Origin of the sequence: Nocardia abscessus (assembly GCF_015477775.1) — a bacterium.
GTDB classification, from domain to species: Bacteria; Actinomycetota; Actinomycetes; order Mycobacteriales; family Mycobacteriaceae; genus Nocardia; species Nocardia abscessus_A.
In genome coordinates this window covers 18,382-34,672 of sequence record NZ_JADLQO010000004.1, presented here as the reverse complement: position 1 = coordinate 34,672, position 16,291 = coordinate 18,382, and the positions used below count along the sequence as shown (strand labels likewise).

General features: G+C 64.3%; 19 protein-coding genes. 4 read left to right on the top strand and 15 right to left on the bottom strand.

What is annotated here, in order from left to right:
• The first annotated feature begins 104 nt into the window (after positions 1-104).
• Positions 105-665: a hypothetical protein gene (locus IU450_RS13100; RefSeq protein ID WP_195150087.1), complete on the top strand. Its 561-nt coding sequence runs from the start codon at positions 105-107 to the stop codon at positions 663-665.
• Positions 666-699: 34 nt separating this feature from the next.
• Here the strand turns inward: IU450_RS13100 and IU450_RS13095 are convergent, their stop codons facing one another.
• The 12 genes from IU450_RS13095 to IU450_RS13040 form a co-directional block, all read right to left on the bottom strand.
• Positions 700-2,211 (bottom strand): hypothetical protein, encoded by a 1,512-nt coding sequence (locus tag IU450_RS13095; protein ID WP_195150086.1) that lies wholly within the window; start codon positions 2,209-2,211, stop codon positions 700-702.
• Positions 2,212-2,269: 58 nt separating this feature from the next.
• The gene (locus tag IU450_RS13090; protein WP_195150085.1) at positions 2,270-4,411 is read right to left on the bottom strand and encodes a hypothetical protein; all 2,142 of its coding nucleotides are present in this window, start codon (positions 4,409-4,411) and stop codon (positions 2,270-2,272) included.
• 464 nt (positions 4,412-4,875) lie between these two features.
• A complete protein-coding gene (locus IU450_RS13085; protein WP_195150084.1) occupies positions 4,876-5,223 on the bottom strand; it encodes a hypothetical protein in 348 nt (115 codons plus the stop codon).
• Positions 5,220-6,116 carry an SAM-dependent methyltransferase gene (locus IU450_RS13080; RefSeq protein ID WP_228834561.1) on the bottom strand — a complete coding sequence of 299 codons (897 nt, stop codon included), beginning with the start codon at positions 6,114-6,116 and terminating at the stop codon, positions 5,220-5,222. Before IU450_RS13080 ends, IU450_RS13085 begins: the two co-directional genes overlap by 4 nt.
• Complete coding sequence (locus IU450_RS13075; protein ID WP_195150082.1) at positions 6,116-7,168, bottom strand: nucleoside hydrolase; 1,053 nt, start codon at positions 7,166-7,168, stop codon at positions 6,116-6,118. The genes IU450_RS13080 and IU450_RS13075 overlap by 1 nt, the downstream gene beginning before the upstream one ends.
• Complete coding sequence (locus IU450_RS13070; protein WP_195150081.1) at positions 7,165-7,731, bottom strand: hypothetical protein; 567 nt, start codon at positions 7,729-7,731, stop codon at positions 7,165-7,167. Before IU450_RS13070 ends, IU450_RS13075 begins: the two co-directional genes overlap by 4 nt.
• 107 nt (positions 7,732-7,838) lie before the next feature.
• Complete coding sequence (locus tag IU450_RS13065; protein ID WP_195150080.1) at positions 7,839-8,276, bottom strand: DUF4254 domain-containing protein; 438 nt, start codon at positions 8,274-8,276, stop codon at positions 7,839-7,841.
• Positions 8,276-8,731, bottom strand: a complete 456-nt coding sequence (locus IU450_RS13060; RefSeq protein WP_195150079.1) for a DUF4254 domain-containing protein — start codon at positions 8,729-8,731, stop codon at positions 8,276-8,278. Before IU450_RS13060 ends, IU450_RS13065 begins: the two co-directional genes overlap by 1 nt.
• Before the next feature lie 3 nt (positions 8,732-8,734).
• The gene (locus tag IU450_RS13055; RefSeq protein WP_195150078.1) at positions 8,735-9,205 is read right to left on the bottom strand and encodes a hypothetical protein; all 471 of its coding nucleotides are present in this window, start codon (positions 9,203-9,205) and stop codon (positions 8,735-8,737) included.
• Positions 9,205-9,366 carry a hypothetical protein gene (locus tag IU450_RS13050; protein ID WP_195150077.1) on the bottom strand — a complete coding sequence of 54 codons (162 nt, stop codon included), beginning with the start codon at positions 9,364-9,366 and terminating at the stop codon, positions 9,205-9,207. The genes IU450_RS13055 and IU450_RS13050 overlap by 1 nt, the downstream gene beginning before the upstream one ends.
• Positions 9,363-10,043, bottom strand: a complete 681-nt coding sequence (locus IU450_RS13045; RefSeq protein WP_195150076.1) for a hypothetical protein — start codon at positions 10,041-10,043, stop codon at positions 9,363-9,365. Before IU450_RS13045 ends, IU450_RS13050 begins: the two co-directional genes overlap by 4 nt.
• A 6-nt stretch (positions 10,044-10,049) precedes the next feature.
• Entirely contained in the window at positions 10,050-10,265 is a 216-nt protein-coding gene (locus IU450_RS13040) for a hypothetical protein (protein ID WP_195150075.1), read from the bottom strand.
• 307 nt (positions 10,266-10,572) lie between these two features.
• On the opposite strand from IU450_RS13040, the gene IU450_RS13035 reads away from it, so the two are divergent.
• On the top strand, positions 10,573-11,901 hold the full coding sequence (locus IU450_RS13035) for a hypothetical protein (RefSeq protein ID WP_195150074.1): 1,329 nt from the start codon (positions 10,573-10,575) through the stop codon (positions 11,899-11,901).
• A gap of 28 nt (positions 11,902-11,929) precedes the next feature.
• A complete protein-coding gene (locus tag IU450_RS13030; protein ID WP_195150073.1) occupies positions 11,930-12,268 on the top strand; it encodes an MTH1187 family thiamine-binding protein in 339 nt (112 codons plus the stop codon).
• Between the two features lie 385 nt (positions 12,269-12,653).
• Here IU450_RS13030 and IU450_RS13025 read toward each other — a convergent pair whose 3' ends face one another.
• From IU450_RS13025 to IU450_RS13015, 3 genes are read right to left on the bottom strand one after another with little or no spacing between them, the layout of a single operon-like run.
• A complete protein-coding gene (locus tag IU450_RS13025; RefSeq protein WP_195150072.1) occupies positions 12,654-13,130 on the bottom strand; it encodes a PPC domain-containing DNA-binding protein in 477 nt (158 codons plus the stop codon).
• Complete coding sequence (locus tag IU450_RS13020) at positions 13,123-14,175, bottom strand: asparaginase (RefSeq protein ID WP_324197654.1); 1,053 nt, start codon at positions 14,173-14,175, stop codon at positions 13,123-13,125. The genes IU450_RS13025 and IU450_RS13020 overlap by 8 nt, the downstream gene beginning before the upstream one ends.
• A gap of 10 nt (positions 14,176-14,185) precedes the next feature.
• Positions 14,186-15,601 (bottom strand): helix-turn-helix domain-containing protein, encoded by a 1,416-nt coding sequence (locus IU450_RS13015; protein ID WP_195150071.1) that lies wholly within the window; start codon positions 15,599-15,601, stop codon positions 14,186-14,188.
• Between the two features lie 390 nt (positions 15,602-15,991).
• On the opposite strand from IU450_RS13015, the gene IU450_RS13010 reads away from it, so the two are divergent.
• Positions 15,992-16,291 carry a PqqD family protein gene (locus IU450_RS13010; protein WP_195150070.1) on the top strand — a complete coding sequence of 100 codons (300 nt, stop codon included), beginning with the start codon at positions 15,992-15,994 and terminating at the stop codon, positions 16,289-16,291.

Below are 16,291 nucleotides of genomic sequence, written 5' to 3'. Positions count from 1 at the left end.
CAGCAGGCTAGGTAATCGGCATGCCGGAGAGCTTCCAGGGTGGCGGGAGTGTATCTCTCCAGCCTCTAATGGACAACTTGTCGAGCTATAACTAGGTGGCGTGCATGAGTTTCGTAATTGGTGATGTATCCCAAGAATTCATAGACGAAGCGATACGTATACGAGAGGAGCGAGACAAGCGGTACGGAAACATCTACAGGGAGGAGCGTAGCGACCTCAGGTGGGTGGGTGAGGTCGGCGAGCTCTGCTTCTATGGATGGGCGCAGAGGAACACGACCCTCCCGGTGAAATGGATACTGGAGGAAGTTGCAGGTAATGCGGACTTTCTGATTGGCGATGTCTCAATTGGGATGAAAACCGTAAAGAGAAACGTTCCAATTCGAGAAGGCTATACGGCTCAAATTACCGCCAAGCATGCAGAAGAACCCGTCGACCACTTCTTTTTCGCCTCCTACGAAGTTCCCCGCAACCAGCTCTGGCTTCTCGGTGGGATAGCGAAAGCTGATTTCATTCAGGGTGCGAAGTATTATGGGGCCGGGGCTAAAGTCCATGCCAATTATGTCATACGCGAGGGGCATGAGATTTACAATATAGAAATAAGTTACAATATAGAAATAAGTAAACTAACTCCTCCTCTATTGTGGATCGCATCTTTGCAGAGTTAGGCTCGCGTAGTCGGTTGATGAGTGATTCGGGACGCTACGGGCGGATATTCATGGCGAGGGTATCGTGTGCGATTGCGCGCAACGTCGGCGGGTCGATGTTCGCTAGCGCACTCAAGGGTGTTGACCACCGTCCGGCAAACCACGCGTTGATGATCAGACGCCGCGCTGCTTCACGAGGTGCTTCTTTCGCAATTTCAGTTAGCGCGCGTGCTCGGGTGTCCGGATGCGATAGAGAATTCGCGAATGATTCAGCGCGTTCGAGACCGCCAGAGCATGCCCATGCCTTAGCGACTTCGATCTGTGCTGTGCGCTGGTCCCAATGGCGTAGGTGCGGGATCAGTTTCTCGGCCTGGGCGTAGTCCCCGGTTGCCATCAGTTGCTTGATCATGCATGTGCTTGTCGATTCGCCACTCGGATTCGGCCGGATATCGGAGGCGGGGATCCTGGCGTCGGAAGCTATACGCTCGGCACGGGTTTGATCCCCGGTGGCGGCCAGCTGTCGCGCCAACGAGGTCAGGGCCGATTCTTGCTGGGCAGGGTTGGCGAACGAGCGGGCAAGCGCCTCCGCTCGATCGACATGACTGGCACGAACCCAGAGCGGGACGAGCCGCTCAAGCGCTTTGTCGGGATTGTCAAGACCGCGGATAGAGCGTTCGGCGTGGTCGACCAGCTGGCCGGCCATCGCTGTGTCACCCGCCGCGGCGAGCCCGGTAACTAACTGTTCGAGCTCGTTCATCTCGAGCGTGGGCGGGCTGTTGCGGTAGGTAAGGGACTCGGCCAGGTCCATGAGACTTCGAGCGCGACGGCTTTCCCCTGCCTCAGCAAGATTGCGAACCAGCCAAATCAGCCCGAGCGGTCCGAAGCGCGGGTTGAAGGTGATGAGGTGGGTCTTGCCGATCAGTTCTGCGCGTTCGTAATCGCCGGTTGCGACCAACGCCATGGCGAGGTGGGTGAATGAGGCCAATCGGCCATTGGGGCCGCATTCACTGACGACCGCCTCCAACCGTCTGAGCGTCGCCCGCGCATCATCGACGTCGTCAGCTCGTAGCCGTGCCGTGATGAGCCCTTCGAGTACCCGCACGCGGACGCGATGATCGCTGATCCTTCCGGCGACATCTTCGGCATGATCGAACGTGCCCAGTAAAACCGACGCTTGTGCAAGACGTTCGTATGCGGAATCGCGAGCTTCGACTCGAAGGTCTTCGAGGCTTGCAATCGACTCGATCTGGTCGACGAGATTGCGAGCGTGATCGTGTTCGCCAACGACTGCACAGGTTTCAGCGAGGCGAACCAAGGCATCCAAATGAGCGGAATAGTCGTTGACCATCGTGTCGGCCAGTGCTTGCGCCTCGCCGATGAGCTGGCGAATGAGGGTGGGGTCGCCAACGGCTACGCAGGCTTGCGCGAGTTTGAGAAGTCCGATTAGGTGTTCTGACCCTCTACTTCCGTCCGCGAGTTTTGCAATCATCGAGGCGATCTCGCGGGCATGAGCGCGATTACCCGCTCTCGCATGCACTTTGACGAGTCGACAGAGCATCGTCATCATCTGTGATTCCTCAAAAACTCTGTGCGGGCGAGGATCCAGGGGGAAGGAGGTCCCGTGATCACTCGCTGCCTGGGGACCGAGTTCGTGCTCCGCCACAGGAACCCATGCGTAGATCCTGAGGGTCTCCCATAGCGAAGACCTCGCTGCTGTGTGCTGCTCGGATAGCGCGATCGTGATCTCCTGCGGCTGCCCATAACTCAGCAATGCTGACCAGAGTTCGCAAGCGGGCGTCAGGCGATGCACCAGAGTCCGGCATTGCTTCGGCGGCTTCGATGAGTCGTCGGCTCCGATTGTGTTCGCCCTGGGCGATCAGTATAGGAACCAGCAGCAGCAGTGCGCTGGCCTCGTCTGACGAGTTGGCCAACATGCGGCTGAGGGTCTCGGCACGGTCGAACTCGCCGATAGCAGCCCACGCCAGAGGCAATTGGTCAGGGATCCGGCTGGCTCGTTGTTTGAGACGATCGCGACGGATCGCCAACCTACCCATCGCGAGGAGATCCTCATTTCCGCTATCGACGATGTGCTGCTGAGTAGTCCGGATTTCGTACACGGCCGCAGCGTCCGTGCCGGTTGTCGTGAACAGGCGATCGTGGCGGGTAGTGTCGAGGGCCAGGACTGTCATGTGTGTCAAGTCCTTGCAGGAGGACAGCGCGGCGAAGTAACGCTCCAGCAGGAAATCTGGCGTGTCTTCCGGCCAGTGCTTCTCTTGATACCGCTCAGCCCAGCAGTTCAGTTCCTCGAGGCTGGCCTTCAGCAATCGTCGGCCGAGGTGGCGTTCAGCCTCGCACTGCAACGTCTCGTGGGCGAGCGCAAATACCGCGTCGTCGTTCAAGGTCTTACTGGCACGCAAGCTGCGTCCTGCAATTTCGAAGGTTACTCGGTGAATCTCGAATGGCGGCAGCTCCGTTAGCTCTTCGAGTTCCGCGGTTGACAAGCCTCTGGCGACCGTTATCAATCTGAGCACATGCAAAGATGCGGCTGAGAATCGCAAGGCCTCGTCCAACTCCTTGAACGCTTGCTGCTTGAGATTCTCCGCGTGGGGGGACGGGGCGAGTCGTCGACGCTCGCAGGATTCGAGTGGGTGCCCACGCGGGATGGTAAGTGGCGGGCCGTAGCGGCTGGCCACGATAATCCGCAGATTCGGGTGAGGGTTGGCCGGGAGCAATGTGCTCACAGGTGGTACGCCGTTATCTTCGTCGAGCCCGTCCACGATCAGGACCAATCTACGGCCTTGGGTCTCAGCTGTTTCGGCCGCGGCATCGAGCAGTTGGCGGCGAAGCCCATCGCGGTTCGTCGTGGTGGCATCGATTGTCGGCCGATAGTGTGGCAGGTAGGCTGCGACCTGATCGAGAACCGCCTCGGTGAAGGCGAAGTGGTCATTCTGCTGGGGAAGGCTACCAGTGATGAAGCAGCAGAACACGGTCAGATCTGCGGGTGGAGCTACCGCGAATGATGACAGCAGCGCTGATTTGCCTGCCCAGGGGTCGGCTTGAAGCCAGAGGTACGATTCCTCGCCACGGCAGAACTGGCCGAGCTCGGCCAACTCTTTTTCGCGTCCACGCAGTCCATTACGGGGAACAATGGCGTCGCGTACCTGGGCTAGGTGCAGCGGCTGCGGCAATGCAGGTTGGAAGCGTGGGGGCTCGTTCGGCATGCACTCGGTCGAGTGCTTCCCCTCAGGGACAGCAGTATCGCTGAGCATTTCCCAGCTGGGCAGGCGGAGGAACTTCCTCGCATGCTCGTATAGTGCGGGCGTTGCCAGTTGGGTTGAGAGCCCATGGCCATCGATGATCTCGAGGTGAACGTTGTGGGTCTCCTGGGCCCATCGCTCCAACGTGTGTCGGTGCGCAACCGGAAGGTCGTCCGCGCAAAAGATATAGATGTCGTCGACGGGACGTCCGTCGACGATCGCCGCGACGTCACTCTTGATCTTCTGAGGAAGGTTCGCCTTCTGCAGCGTGCATGCGCCGACCATGGTCCGGCGACCGCTGACACCTCGGAAGGTCTCGAAGTCGCGCCCCTGATCGCCACCTGCCGAAACCGGTCCTGTAGCAGGCAAGACGTTCTGATCTATCCGCTCGCGTGCGAAGTATTCACATAACTGCTCGAACTCGTGATGTGCGTTCCGGGCGCTCATTTTACTCAACGCGAACTGAATCTGTTGCGCCACAACGTCAGGCGCAGCGCGATGTCCTCCCACACTGGCGACAATAGGCGAGCCAGCCGACAGAATCACCAAAAGATGTCCCCCGCTGCCACTGTGCCTGTGCCCCCGGATCTGCTTCGAAGCTTGGCGAGGTAGTCGACGCCGTCATGTCGGGCGGTTGAGGTAGGTGAGGGCCTCGGTCGGGCTGCCTAGCATGGCGTCCGTCGGCGGCCCGGTCCAGTGCTATGAGACCGCCCAGTTTTAGATCTCCCTTGGGCGGGGCGTGTCGAACATGGGAAGGGGGATGACCTGCGGATTTCGGGCGGACGGTTGGTGATCGGCGCGGATTACCACCTCTAGTGGCGGGTGTTGGTCTTTTCTGCTGGTGCCCCGGTTATGCACCGGGCCGCAGGTGGGTGGGGTGGTCTTTGCGATGAGATTCGACATGTGGACTGCGGGCAGTGATGAGACGAGCCCGGACGGTGGTACCGTCCGGGCTCGTTCTGTCCTGGCTGTGGCTACTGGTTGGCGCGTTCTGCGACTTGGCGTAGGTATTCGCGGATCAGTTCGGCCAGCCGTCGGTCCAGTTCGTCCAGTGCACGCGCGGGCCGCCGCGTGCCCGGTGTTGCGCCCGCACTGTATTCGGTACCCAGTACTGACAGCACCCGTTCACGTGGGCGACAGGGCGATGGGCAGTGGTGGTGGACGCTGAGGGTGCGTATCGCGTCGTCGGGACTGAGGTCGCCGGGATCGACCGCGCAATCGCTGTGGGCGACGTTGGTGTCCTGGATCGCGGGCACTGTGGTGCGGTGGGCGATCCGGGCTGCGTCACGGCCGCCGCGCCCCGGTAGGTCCTCGGGTGTCATCGGGTCGCTCCCCAGGTTCCGAGTGCGGCCCAGCAGCAGCGCCAGCTCGCCTCGCTCGTGCCGGGGCTGGCGGTGTGGTCGGGGGTCCAGTCCTGGGCGACCGTCAGGCCGGGGCCGAGCAATTCCACACCTGTCAGCATGGTCGTGACGTCGCGGGTTGTGCGGGGCCGCAGTGTGAGGTTGTGGGCGGTGTAGACGGCGGCTGCGCGCCGGGCGACGTCGGTGTCGGTGCAGATGTGGGTCACTGCCACGTATCCGCTGGCCAGTGCGGCGACCAACTCGGCGATTACCTGTCCGGGTGCGTCGAGTTGTTCCAGGACCAGCGACCCGAAAACCAGCGCGATCGGTTCGCGGGGGTCCAGCCAGCCTGTGTGCCCGTGTGAGTGGCCGATGGCGTCCAGGATCGCGGCCGGGTCACCCGGATCGGCCCGGGTGAACCGGGATTCGGCCATGAGCAAGGCGCGTCCGTGTGCCGCTACTAACGCGCTGTCATCGAGGTAGAGCACGTGGGCGGCCGGATTGATCTCGCGGGCAACGGTGTGCACGTTGCGTTTGCGCGGGAACCCGCACCCGATGACAGCGAACTGTGAGACCCCCGCCCGCGCCAGCTCCGCTACCGCGCGCAGTAAGAACATGTGCCCGGCGTGGACGCTGGCCCGGAATCCCGGCGCGCGACGGTCCAACAGGGCGGTCATGTCGCGGTCGCAGGCGAAGTTGTCCTTGCCGGATATCTGGTCGGGGTCGTAAGGGCGGTCGAGGTCGGCGGGTAGCAGAGCATCGAGGACGCGAGCGTGTGTCGGCCCCGACAGCTCGGCGTTGACCGCGCGCTCACGCGCCCGGATCGTGTCCGGGTCACAGGCCAGTTGGGTTGTCTGGCCGCAGGTGGGGGACATCACCAGTACGTCACCACCGACTGCATCCAGTCCCGGAACCCTTCGTAGTCGACCTCGGCCGATACCTGCACGGGGCGTCCGTACGGGTTGCGGTACAGGCGTGCGTCGTGGCCGATGCGGATCCGTTCGCTGGTGAACGTCACGAACGGATAGCCGAGGGCGGCGGACAGGGTGAGGGGGTCGTGCATCCAGGAGCCGTCCTTGATAGCGGACCAGCGGTGGAAATGTGTGGACAGCCATCGCGCCCATTCCGGGGCGGAATCGGCGTTGAGGGCGTCGATGAGTGTCCAGTCCTCGGTCACCCGGATGGCGGGATGGTTGGTGTGCTCGGACATGACCAGTCTGGGGCGGGACAGCACTCGCAGGGCGAGGCCGGCCGAACTCATGTCGGTGTGGAAGTTGTGGGAAGCGCGTTCGAGGTCGCGGTAGTGGTCGAGCCACCCGCCCATCTGGGTGACGACCACTTGCTCGGCGTACTCCGGTGCGGCGGTGAGCACAGCGGCCAACTCGGCCATCGGACCGCACCCCACCCACCGCACCGGGCCGTCAGCCGAGGCGATCATGTCGGTGACGGCATCGATCATCGCGTGGTGACGGTTCTCGCGTTCCTCGGGTGTCGGGCGTCTGTAGGTGGGGATCTGTTGGCCGGGATCGGGCAGGAACCGGCGCTTGCCGCCGAGGTCGATACCTTCGACGACGGGTACCTCGCTGCGGTCGAGCGAGTCCAGCACGCGGCGGGCGAACTGCGCGCGCAGGCCGCCGACCTCGTCCGCGGTCACCACCACCAGCTGGCTCGGTGGCACCAGCCGCGCCGCGAGCACCAACGCCACGAAATCGTCCGGGTCATAGGCGATGTCGGTCGACAGCATCACCAGTCCACCAGTCGCGGGTTCGGGTTGGGTAGTCCACAGGTCGGTCGAGAGGACATGGTCGGGCATGTTCGGCTCTCCTTCATCGGGGTCAAACAGGTTGTGCTGTGAGGGCTGGGGTGGCGCATAGGGCCGGATGGTGACGGTGCGGCGCAGGTCACCGGCCAGCGGGAACCGGATCACGGTCGCCACCGTCCATGCGGCGGCGCGGCGATCAGGTCGACGCGGCGGGGTTCGGGGATCGGGGGCGCACCGTGGGAGCGGCGGCGAGGCTGGCGGGCGCTGCCGGTCACCACGTTCGTGACCAGCGCGTCGTAGAGGCGGCCGAGCATCATGAACGTGGGAGCGAACGGGATCTGGTCGTGGCCGGGAGGCCATTTGTCGAACAGGGCCGCATACATCGTGATGTGGCCGAGCAGCTCGCCCACGGTGGGCGCGTCGGCATCGTCATCGACCAGCGTGACCAGCTCCGGGCGATTTCCCAGATGCCAGGTCACCTCGTCATCGATGGCCCGCGCGAGCGCCACGGCCTTCTCGCGCACGGCCGCCTGATGGTCGGTGAAGCTCCAGTCCTCGACCGTGCGCAGGTCGATCCCCTCGAACTGGAGAATCCACACCGTAAGGAACACGCGGGTGGCGTGCTCCAGCGGTGACGTCGATTTCTCCACCCCGTCCCACACCCGCAGTAGCCGATCCATACTCGGCAGCGGATCGGGGCGGTCACGAAGATCAGGATTCGCGGACACGGGGTTGCTCCCTTCATCAAAATGGGTGGTAGTGGTGGTAGCTGCACGGGCGACGTGGAACCGAAGCCGCGTGCAGGTAAGGGGAAGGTGAGAAGCCGAGCGGCGGGCTACGCCGAGGTCGTGGTCGTCGGTAAGCGGCGGGTACCGGCGAGGAGTTCTTCGACCAGGTCGGTGTAGGCGATGGCGAGGTCGTCTACCACTTCCGCTGATTGCCAGAACACCTCTTCGGAGGCGCCCGCCAGCGCGGTGTAGGTGTGGGCGGTCAACTGGGCGAGGCGGTCGATGACCTGGCCCATCGTCTGGGTGTGTACCCGCGCGCCGGGGACCGGTTGCGGGATCACCGCCTGAACCCAGGTGTCGATGGTGTCCATCAACCGGGAACGGTGCGCGTCGATCACCGCCAGGGCTTCCCACGCTGTCTGTTCACGCCGCTGATGCAGCACGGCCAGTTCGGCAGCCGCGCTCAGCACCGGGTCGTCGGCGGGCAGCGGGAAGCCCCGGCAGGCCATCAGCAGTTCGTGCTTGCCCGGCAGCACAGGTCTCATCAGCCACCGTCTCCGAGCGCGGGCAACCGCACCGACCGCTGAGTCAGCGCGTCGGCAAGATCGGTGTAGCCATCCACCAGCTCCGCCAGCCGATACCAGGCCGCGTGTACCTGCGGATCTGCCACATCATCCACAGTCATCAACAGGTGGTAGGCGCGCACCTGGCTACGCGCGAGGCGGTCGATGACCGCGCCGAGAGTCTCGGTGTGCAACCGCGCACCCGAACGCGGAACCGGCAGATGCATGGCCGCCCACGTATCAACAGCGAGAACGAGTTCGTCCCTGCCGCACTGACACCCGCACCCCAACCACGCCGAGGAGCGCTGGTACAGCCTCCCGAACTCGGCGGCGAACCGTGTCAGCCGGTGCGCGTCGGCGTGATGGCCACGGATAGCTGAGAGCAGCGATTCCCCCGACGGCAGAATCCGCACAACCTCGTCTGGGGTGGAGGCCATCACTCACCTCCGCGCCCGGGACGCCCGCGTGGGGCTGAGGAGGTCGCGGGCGCGGCACGCCACGGTGGTGCGCGACGGGATCGATGTGGCGTCGACCGGCTCGGAGATCCAATGCCAACCGGTCGGGTGATCGGTCATCGGCAACCAGATCCGTTGCCGAGCGTCGAGGACTCGCACCCCCTGCGCCTCCAGGCTCGCCACGGTCGGCGTCGACATTCCGGCACCCCAGGCCGGACCGACCACGAACACCCACTCCCGATCCGGGCGGGCATGGGTCAGGACCGGCACCGACTCGAACTTGTTCGTGTCGAGCAGTGCCTTCCGCACCCGCCTACCCAGCGGCGCGGGCATCGTCACCGCGCCCAACCTCAGCGACGCGACCAGGAACACGCGATCGAACGCGCACGACACGATGAACCCGCGCCGCCGGTACACCTCGGCGACCTCCCGCGCGCTGTGACATCTCTCGAACATCACCGCACTACCGCCCGAACCTCGAACACGCGCCATGCCGCCGCGTCCAGAGCGGCATCGAGTTCTGCCAGTTCGAGGGCGGCGACCTGATGGCCTCGTGCGGCTCCCGCGCTGAACGCCGCGACCGCCGCAGCCGAGGCGGCGGCCTGCTCGCCGGTCACTGCGCTCGCCCCGATCGCGAGAGGGCCTGCGCGGCATCACCGTACGATTCCGCCCGTTGCCCGGAGCAGTCCATCATGGCTAACCCGACGAGTTCGAGCACCGTCAAACCCAGCACAGCCGCGTACCCCCGCAGCGCGTCTAGCTCCCCTGCCACTCGCAGCGCGGCTCGCGCTTGCTCCTGCGACAGCGTCCGACCAGGTAGGAAGCGCACGACCCACAGCGCGGCCATCCGAGCCGCGATCTCCCCGATCGACTCCGTATGTACCGACACAGGCCGGGCATCCCCATCCGTGCCCGCAAGGTGCCTCCCATCCCGCCGACGGCGCAGTAGTCGATTGCCCACAACGTCGTCGACGATCGTCACTAGTAGGTCGAGTTCTTCTCGCGCCGAATCCAGAGCCGTCGCAACAGATTGCACCCGTTCGCCCGCGACGGCGCCACTCGCCAACACGCTGATCGCCAACCGATTTCGCTCCTGGCAGATCACCAAGTCGCTCGCCGGATCAAGGCTGTCCGTGGCTGTAACTGGCATCGGTCCAGCGAGTGCCGCCAGCAGCATCTCGCTCGACGGCAGCGGCTCGACCGGCGCCCATTCCGGCGTCACTCCAGCCGGATCACTGCTGCTGATATCGGGCAGGTGGTCGTCCGGGGAGCCGCTACTGGGCAGTGTGGTCATCGTGGCTCACCGCGGCTTCGTCTCGGAGGGCACCACCCGGCCGGCTTGGACGAGCGTGTCGAGGGCGGCGGCCTTGCGCGGGCAGCGCCTCGCCCGGCAGGCAGCGCGGTAGCGCATTACGGTGTGCGTTTGCGAGATCGTGAACGGCACTAGGGGCGCTTGATGCGTCGCCTGTCCGGTCATGGCGATCAGTTGATAGATAGCGAGGGAACTGGTGGGCATCGCGCAGTGCTTCTTTCCGGGTCCAAGGCGGCAAAAGTTCGGGTGGTACCCGGCACCGGGGGCTTTCGCCACCGGCCCGCCACCCTGGCCGCCGGTGCGCCGCGTGAGGGGTTTGCGGCGTCGGCCCGGTACCGGGTACCGCTTTTGACCCTGGCGCACAGGCGGTTTCGGACGTCACCGCGCGGTGATGGGGTAGTGTGGGCGTAGCGTAGGTATTTGCCCAGGTCAGGCTCAGAAAACATAGGCAAAGGCGATGGTACGAGCGCGACAGTGGACCGGCTTCGAAGCCGCCGCACTCCAAGAAGCCATGCGCAAGTCGATCCGTGAGTTCGCCGCACTGCTAGGTGTCGAGACCACCACGATCACGAACTGGCGCAGCGGGCTGAGCGCGGTCACGCCGCGATCTGGTACCCAAGCCATCCTGGATACGACCTACCAGCAGCGGGCGACACCTGAGGACCGTGACCGCTTCGAGCAGATCGTGGCTGAGGGGGAGGCGGTGTGGCGTGAGCGGCACAATCGTGGTCGCCGTTCGTTCGCCGGACCTGCCGTTCGCGCACCCTATGATGGGGAGGCATGGCCCCCACAACATCAGGTGGATGATGTGCGTCGCGCTGAGTTTCTTCGCGGTCTGGTAGCCGTATCTGCCACGGCTGTAACCGACGATGTGGTCGCGATGGCCACCCGCTCAATCGACCACGCACCCGCCCGCGTGGGTATGGATCACGTCAACCGCGTCCGTGACTGGGCCTCCTTGTTCCGTGCCGCGGACGACGCTGGCCTGCACATGGGGGACGGCATGGTCGCGCAGCTCCGGGTGGCAGTGGACTACCTACGGGCGGATATGTCGGAGCCGGTACGCAGCGCCATGCACACCGCGGTGGGGACGTTCTTTCGGGTTGTCGGTTGGGCACAGTACGACCGCGGCGACCATGAGGCAGCCCGCACCAGCTTTCGCGCGGGGTGGCACTGCGCCGAGCAAGCTGACGAGTGGTGGCTGCGCGCGGCAGTCCTGACATGCTTGGCCCGTCAGGATATTTATCTCGGGAATGCCGACAACGCGCTGACGCTGCTTGGGCTGGCATCGGTTCGATCCGACCGGCTGTCGCTGCTGCGCCGCGCCGACATCGCGGCGGTGCAGGCACGAGCATTCGGCAAGCTCGGTAATGCGGTCGAGTGTATGCGGGCTGTCGACCAGGCCGAGCAGTTCTTTGCCGAAGCGCAGGCGCAGGACCATCCGGATACCGACCAGGAAGGCTTCAAGTCCTACTACACCGAGTCGCTGCTTCAGGGGGACACGGCGCAAGGACTGTTTGACCTCGCGTACCACCAAAATGCCGAAGTGCGGAGCGCGACCGCCAGGCTCCGGACAGCGCTCCACTTGTCCGATGAGCATGCCCGGTCACGTCAGCTCAGCCTGATCCGGCTGGCTGCCCTGGAGTTGCGCCACGGGGATGGCGATGAAGGCTTGGCGCTTGGAATCCAGGCGGTCGAAAGCGCTGGCGGCACTAGCTCGGCGCGCGTCCTCGATGGCCTGAAGCTGGTGTACCGTGCCGCCAGCGCTGATCATCTGACATCTTCCGCTGGCGCCCAGAACCTTCGGCGCGAAATCGCCGATCTGCTCCACGCCTCATGACCTCAGGCCCTTACCGATAGGAGCTGCCGTGATCATCGCTTTCTCAGTCACGCCGATGGGGACCGGCGAGAGCGTCGGCGAAGGAGTTGCCGAGGCTGTCCGCGTGATTCGAGCAAGCGGACTGCCGAACGAAACGAACGCCCTCTTCACCACGATCGAGGGGGAATGGGACGAAGTCATGGCGGTGATCAAGCAGGCGATTGGCGCGGTCATGGCTGTCGCACCCCGATGCAGCATCGTGCTGAAGGGTGATATTCGGCCGGGCGTCACCGACGCTCTGACCGGCAAGGTGGCATCGGTGGAGCGGCACTTGGCGGCGAAAACCGGATCTCCCGCGTCACCGACGTCACGACCCCGCAACAGCTAGGGACCATTCCTGATGTCCCACTGATCCGCACGCCTCGATGCGCCGACCGCGTAGTCAACGCTGCCTGGCTCCGCTAATCCGGAGTCCAGGTGAGGACACCAAAAGTCTAGCGCTAGAACAGTTCCTGGGTGTTGGGGCCAGCCGCGAACGCCGCTGTCGCCTGCGCGATCGTGCAACCGAGCCCCGCGGCCGCCGCGTCCCGGTGCGGATTCCACTTCAGTCACTATGCCGTCGATGAGCGCGGTCCCCTGGGACTGGTATCTCAAGGATCTCTGCGGCCGTGAGACAGAGGCTTGCAGGGGCCATCAATAATGGATCTTCTGAAGGTCACACTCGTCGGTGCTGAAGCCAGCCCAATTGTCTGGGCGGCTGGGACAACGGAGGTTCACTCGTGGTCTGCTTGCCGATCGAACCGGAGAAGCGGAACGTCGAATAGGTCCGGGCGTGGGATACGTCTCAGGTCGGGGGAGGTCACTTCTATAAGCATCATTTCGGTCAGGAACTGGACTGAGGCGTCGAGGAGATGGCTGGTGTGGCCGGCGGCACTGTACTCCTTGAGGCCGACTGCAACGTGGATGTGCGGTCGGATGATGTCGTGGTCCGGATCGTAGGCGAGGGTGCCGCCGCCGTACGCCTCGACATTGGCAAGCTGGACCTTGGACCAGACCGGGGCTGCGGGGTTTTCGAGTTTCTCGCAGGTGCCGACGATGGAGACTTCGGAGAATCCGGCGATGAAGGATGGGATGAATCCCTGCTTGACGTTGTTGGAGCGGCAGAAGTCTTGCAGCGCAGGGAAGAAGTCGTCGCCGTGGTCGAACACGACCAAAAACGTTCTGCCGATGGCGACTTCGGTGCTACGCATTGTCCGCACCCACCATCTGTACGGCCCAGGGCCACAAGGCCGGATCGGCGTGGCCGCTGGCTACGGCGAAGGCCGACGCGATGGTGTCGCGGTCGGCTTGGTTGCAGATCAGGGTTTGCAGCAGCAGGCGGGCCTTGACCGGGTCGAGGAACCCAGCGGAAATCAGGCCGCGAGCGAGCAGGTCGCGTTCGGAGCCTGGGAATCCGTAGGTCTCGGCCAGCACCGTTCCGCCGCACGTGCGGGACGCGAGAATTACCGGTTTGTGTTCGGCGATCGCGCCGAGGCGCGGAGCAAGGTGGGCAGGTACATGTCCGGCTCCCACGGCGGCCACGACGATCCCGTCGACATGGTCGGCGACAGCGTCGAGGACGGTGCCGTCGTCGCCGAGCGGGGTGGGCACCAGGGCTACGCGGACATCGTCGGTCGGCGGTGCGGGCAGAAAGGTTCGGAAGGATAGGCGGTTAGCCAAGTGCACGTGACCTTCTGACACCCAGCCGAGCGGCCCGCCGTTCGGCGATTCGAATGCGGCGCAGCGGGTGGTGTGGGTTTTGCGGACGCGGCGTGCGGCGTGGATTTCGTCGGCGAAGACGACCACACAGCCCAGTTTCCGCGCCTGTGGGGAGGCGGCTACCTGGACTGCGGCGAGGAGGTTGGCCGGACCGTCAGCTCCAGCCATGCTCGGGTTGCGCATCGCGCCGGTCACGACCACGGGCTCAGGCCGATTGTGCAGGAGGTCGAGGAGGTAGCTGGTCTCCTCGATGGTGTCGGTTCCCTGGGTCACGACGACGCCCGCGGCGTGCGGTAGTTCTGCGGCGACGGCCTCGTGGAGCGCGGCGATGTCGGCGAAGTTCAGCGAGGCCCCGGGGATCTGCCGGAACTGCACTACGTCTAGTTTCACCCCAGCATCGTTCAGGCCCGGCACGGCGGCGACGAGCTGTTCGGCTGTGAGGCTGGGCGCGACTCCCCCCGAGCCGGTCGGCGTCATGGCGATCGTTCCACCGAGTCCGAACACGACGACTCGGCTGAAGCTTTCAGGGTTCGACACGCCAGCCAGACTATCCGCCCGCTACCGCCGCCATGCCCAGGAAGGCGCAGGCCCGTTCGAGTCCAGCCAGGGACAGTAGGCGACTCCTCGGCCGGACCAGTCCGGCTATGCCTGTACCGGCCAGCCCGCGGCATCTGCGGGTGACCCAGTTCCAGTCGATATCGAGGTACTGGGCGAGGCGGTGCAGGCGCTGAAGGGGTTCCGGCGCGTCGATCGCCGAGTGCGCCGTGGCGTGCCCAATGACGTCGGCGAACTGACGGACGGTCGTTCGTTTGTCGGTGATGTCCACCAACCAGACGTCGTCGCTCCGCACCCAGTTGGCGAGTATGGCTGTCGCGCCAGGGTCCAAGACAAATCCGGGCGTGTCATCGAATAGAGGGTGCGGGCACACCACGACGCGAATGCGGAACGATTCCATCAACGCTGCGGCAAGGAGCAGCAGAATCCGCTCCGGCAGTATTGATCCGGATGGATCCGGCGAGACGTGGAAGGCGCGAATCGATGGAGTGCCAGCTGCATGGCGCGCGGCTGTCTCTTGGAGATATTCGAGTTTGTGTGCGAACAGCAGCCAGCCACTTGCCTCTTCTCCGGTTCGTTCTGACGTCCAGTACAGCGGTGTCTGGCCGAGCCGGTCGGCATGGCGGAGAATGTGGCGGGCGCAGAAGTCGGAACCGAGCCACATTTGAGCTACCTGGGAAAGGGAGTCGTCCCGGCTGATCGCCGAAGCCGTGGCGCCGTCATAGAGATGACGTACAGCAACCGCCGCGGCGAGTTCGGCATCGTTGTCGAGCAGGCCCTCATCGAGGTTGCTGACGGCCCACAGCATTCCCAACGTGATCTCGTCGAGCTCGTATGCCCTCGGCAGCACCAGTTCCTGTTGTCGACTGGCCCTGGCGGAGAGCCCGAAGTACCGCGAAGACCCGTTGGTTTCCACGGCAGCGACCACGAGCCCGCTCCGGATACGGGCATGATCGCGAACCCGCTGCGATCCGCCGTCAAGAAGAATGCGCTCCTGTTTACTGTCGGCAGGCAGAACGAGGGCCGGGATGGATGTACCAGTGAAGCGTTGGCCAGCTGGGGTTTCGATGGCGATCTGGCCCAACGGACGTCGCGTCTTTCGCGCCCATGGAATCGCTGCGGCAGCGTATTTGGTGGTGAGCACGACATCTTCTGCCCGAGGCTGCGGGCGGTGCACTGACTCAACCAGAGCGCCCGCCGCGCCGAGGATGTCATCCAGCCGCCGGATCAGGTCATGGCTCGCCGTCCGCTGCCCCTTCTCGATCTTGCCGATCAGGTCGCCGCTGACATGCACGAGTCGGCCCAGGTTGGCGAGAGAATAGCCTCCGGCTTCCCGTCGTCGTCGCAACTCGGCTCCGAAACCGCCGCTCGCGGATAGTCCGTGCAGATGATCCGGCGCCCGCCCCACGACGTCGATTGTCGCAATCGCGACGGCGTGTCCGCTACTCGTTTGTCTCCTTCAAGTGCCTCCGAGGTGTCTACCGAGATCGAAGCCCTGGGGCCGGTGCCATGCGGACAAGCATGTTTGTCCGCACTGACAGCCCCGATTCGGCCAACGTCGGACATGGAAAGTGGCGATCCTGAAAGTCGTTGTGGCGAACGGTCACAACGAGTTGAACAGCGGGGAAGGAGGATCTCCATGGCCAAGGTCAAGCGACCCTGGCGTCGTCCGCAGTGGCGCGCCCGCAACGTCCGGACTCATTGCTGATCCGGTCGGACTGTCGGTGCCCGCCCGAGTCGTCGAAGGCGGGCACCGACCCAGAAAGACAAGCTGTTCCTGCTCGAAGGCGAGGCCGCCATGTCCGCAAAACTCGAAAGCACCAAGATCTCTCTTCACACCCACGCCGTGGCGCGAAAGACAAGCGCTGGCCTGACAATGCTGTTCGACAGAGCCAAGGGCGTGATGTACGAGCTGAACGAATCCGCGTCGGCCATCGTCGGTCTGCTGGCGGAAGGCCCCCAGGGATTCGGCGAAATCGTCGAAGCGCTAACCCTCGAATTCGACGCGGCGCCCGAAGAGATCGCCGCCGACGTCACCGCCTTCATCGCCGACTTCACCGATGCCGGGCTGCTGAAGCGGGGCGACGATGCAGCATGA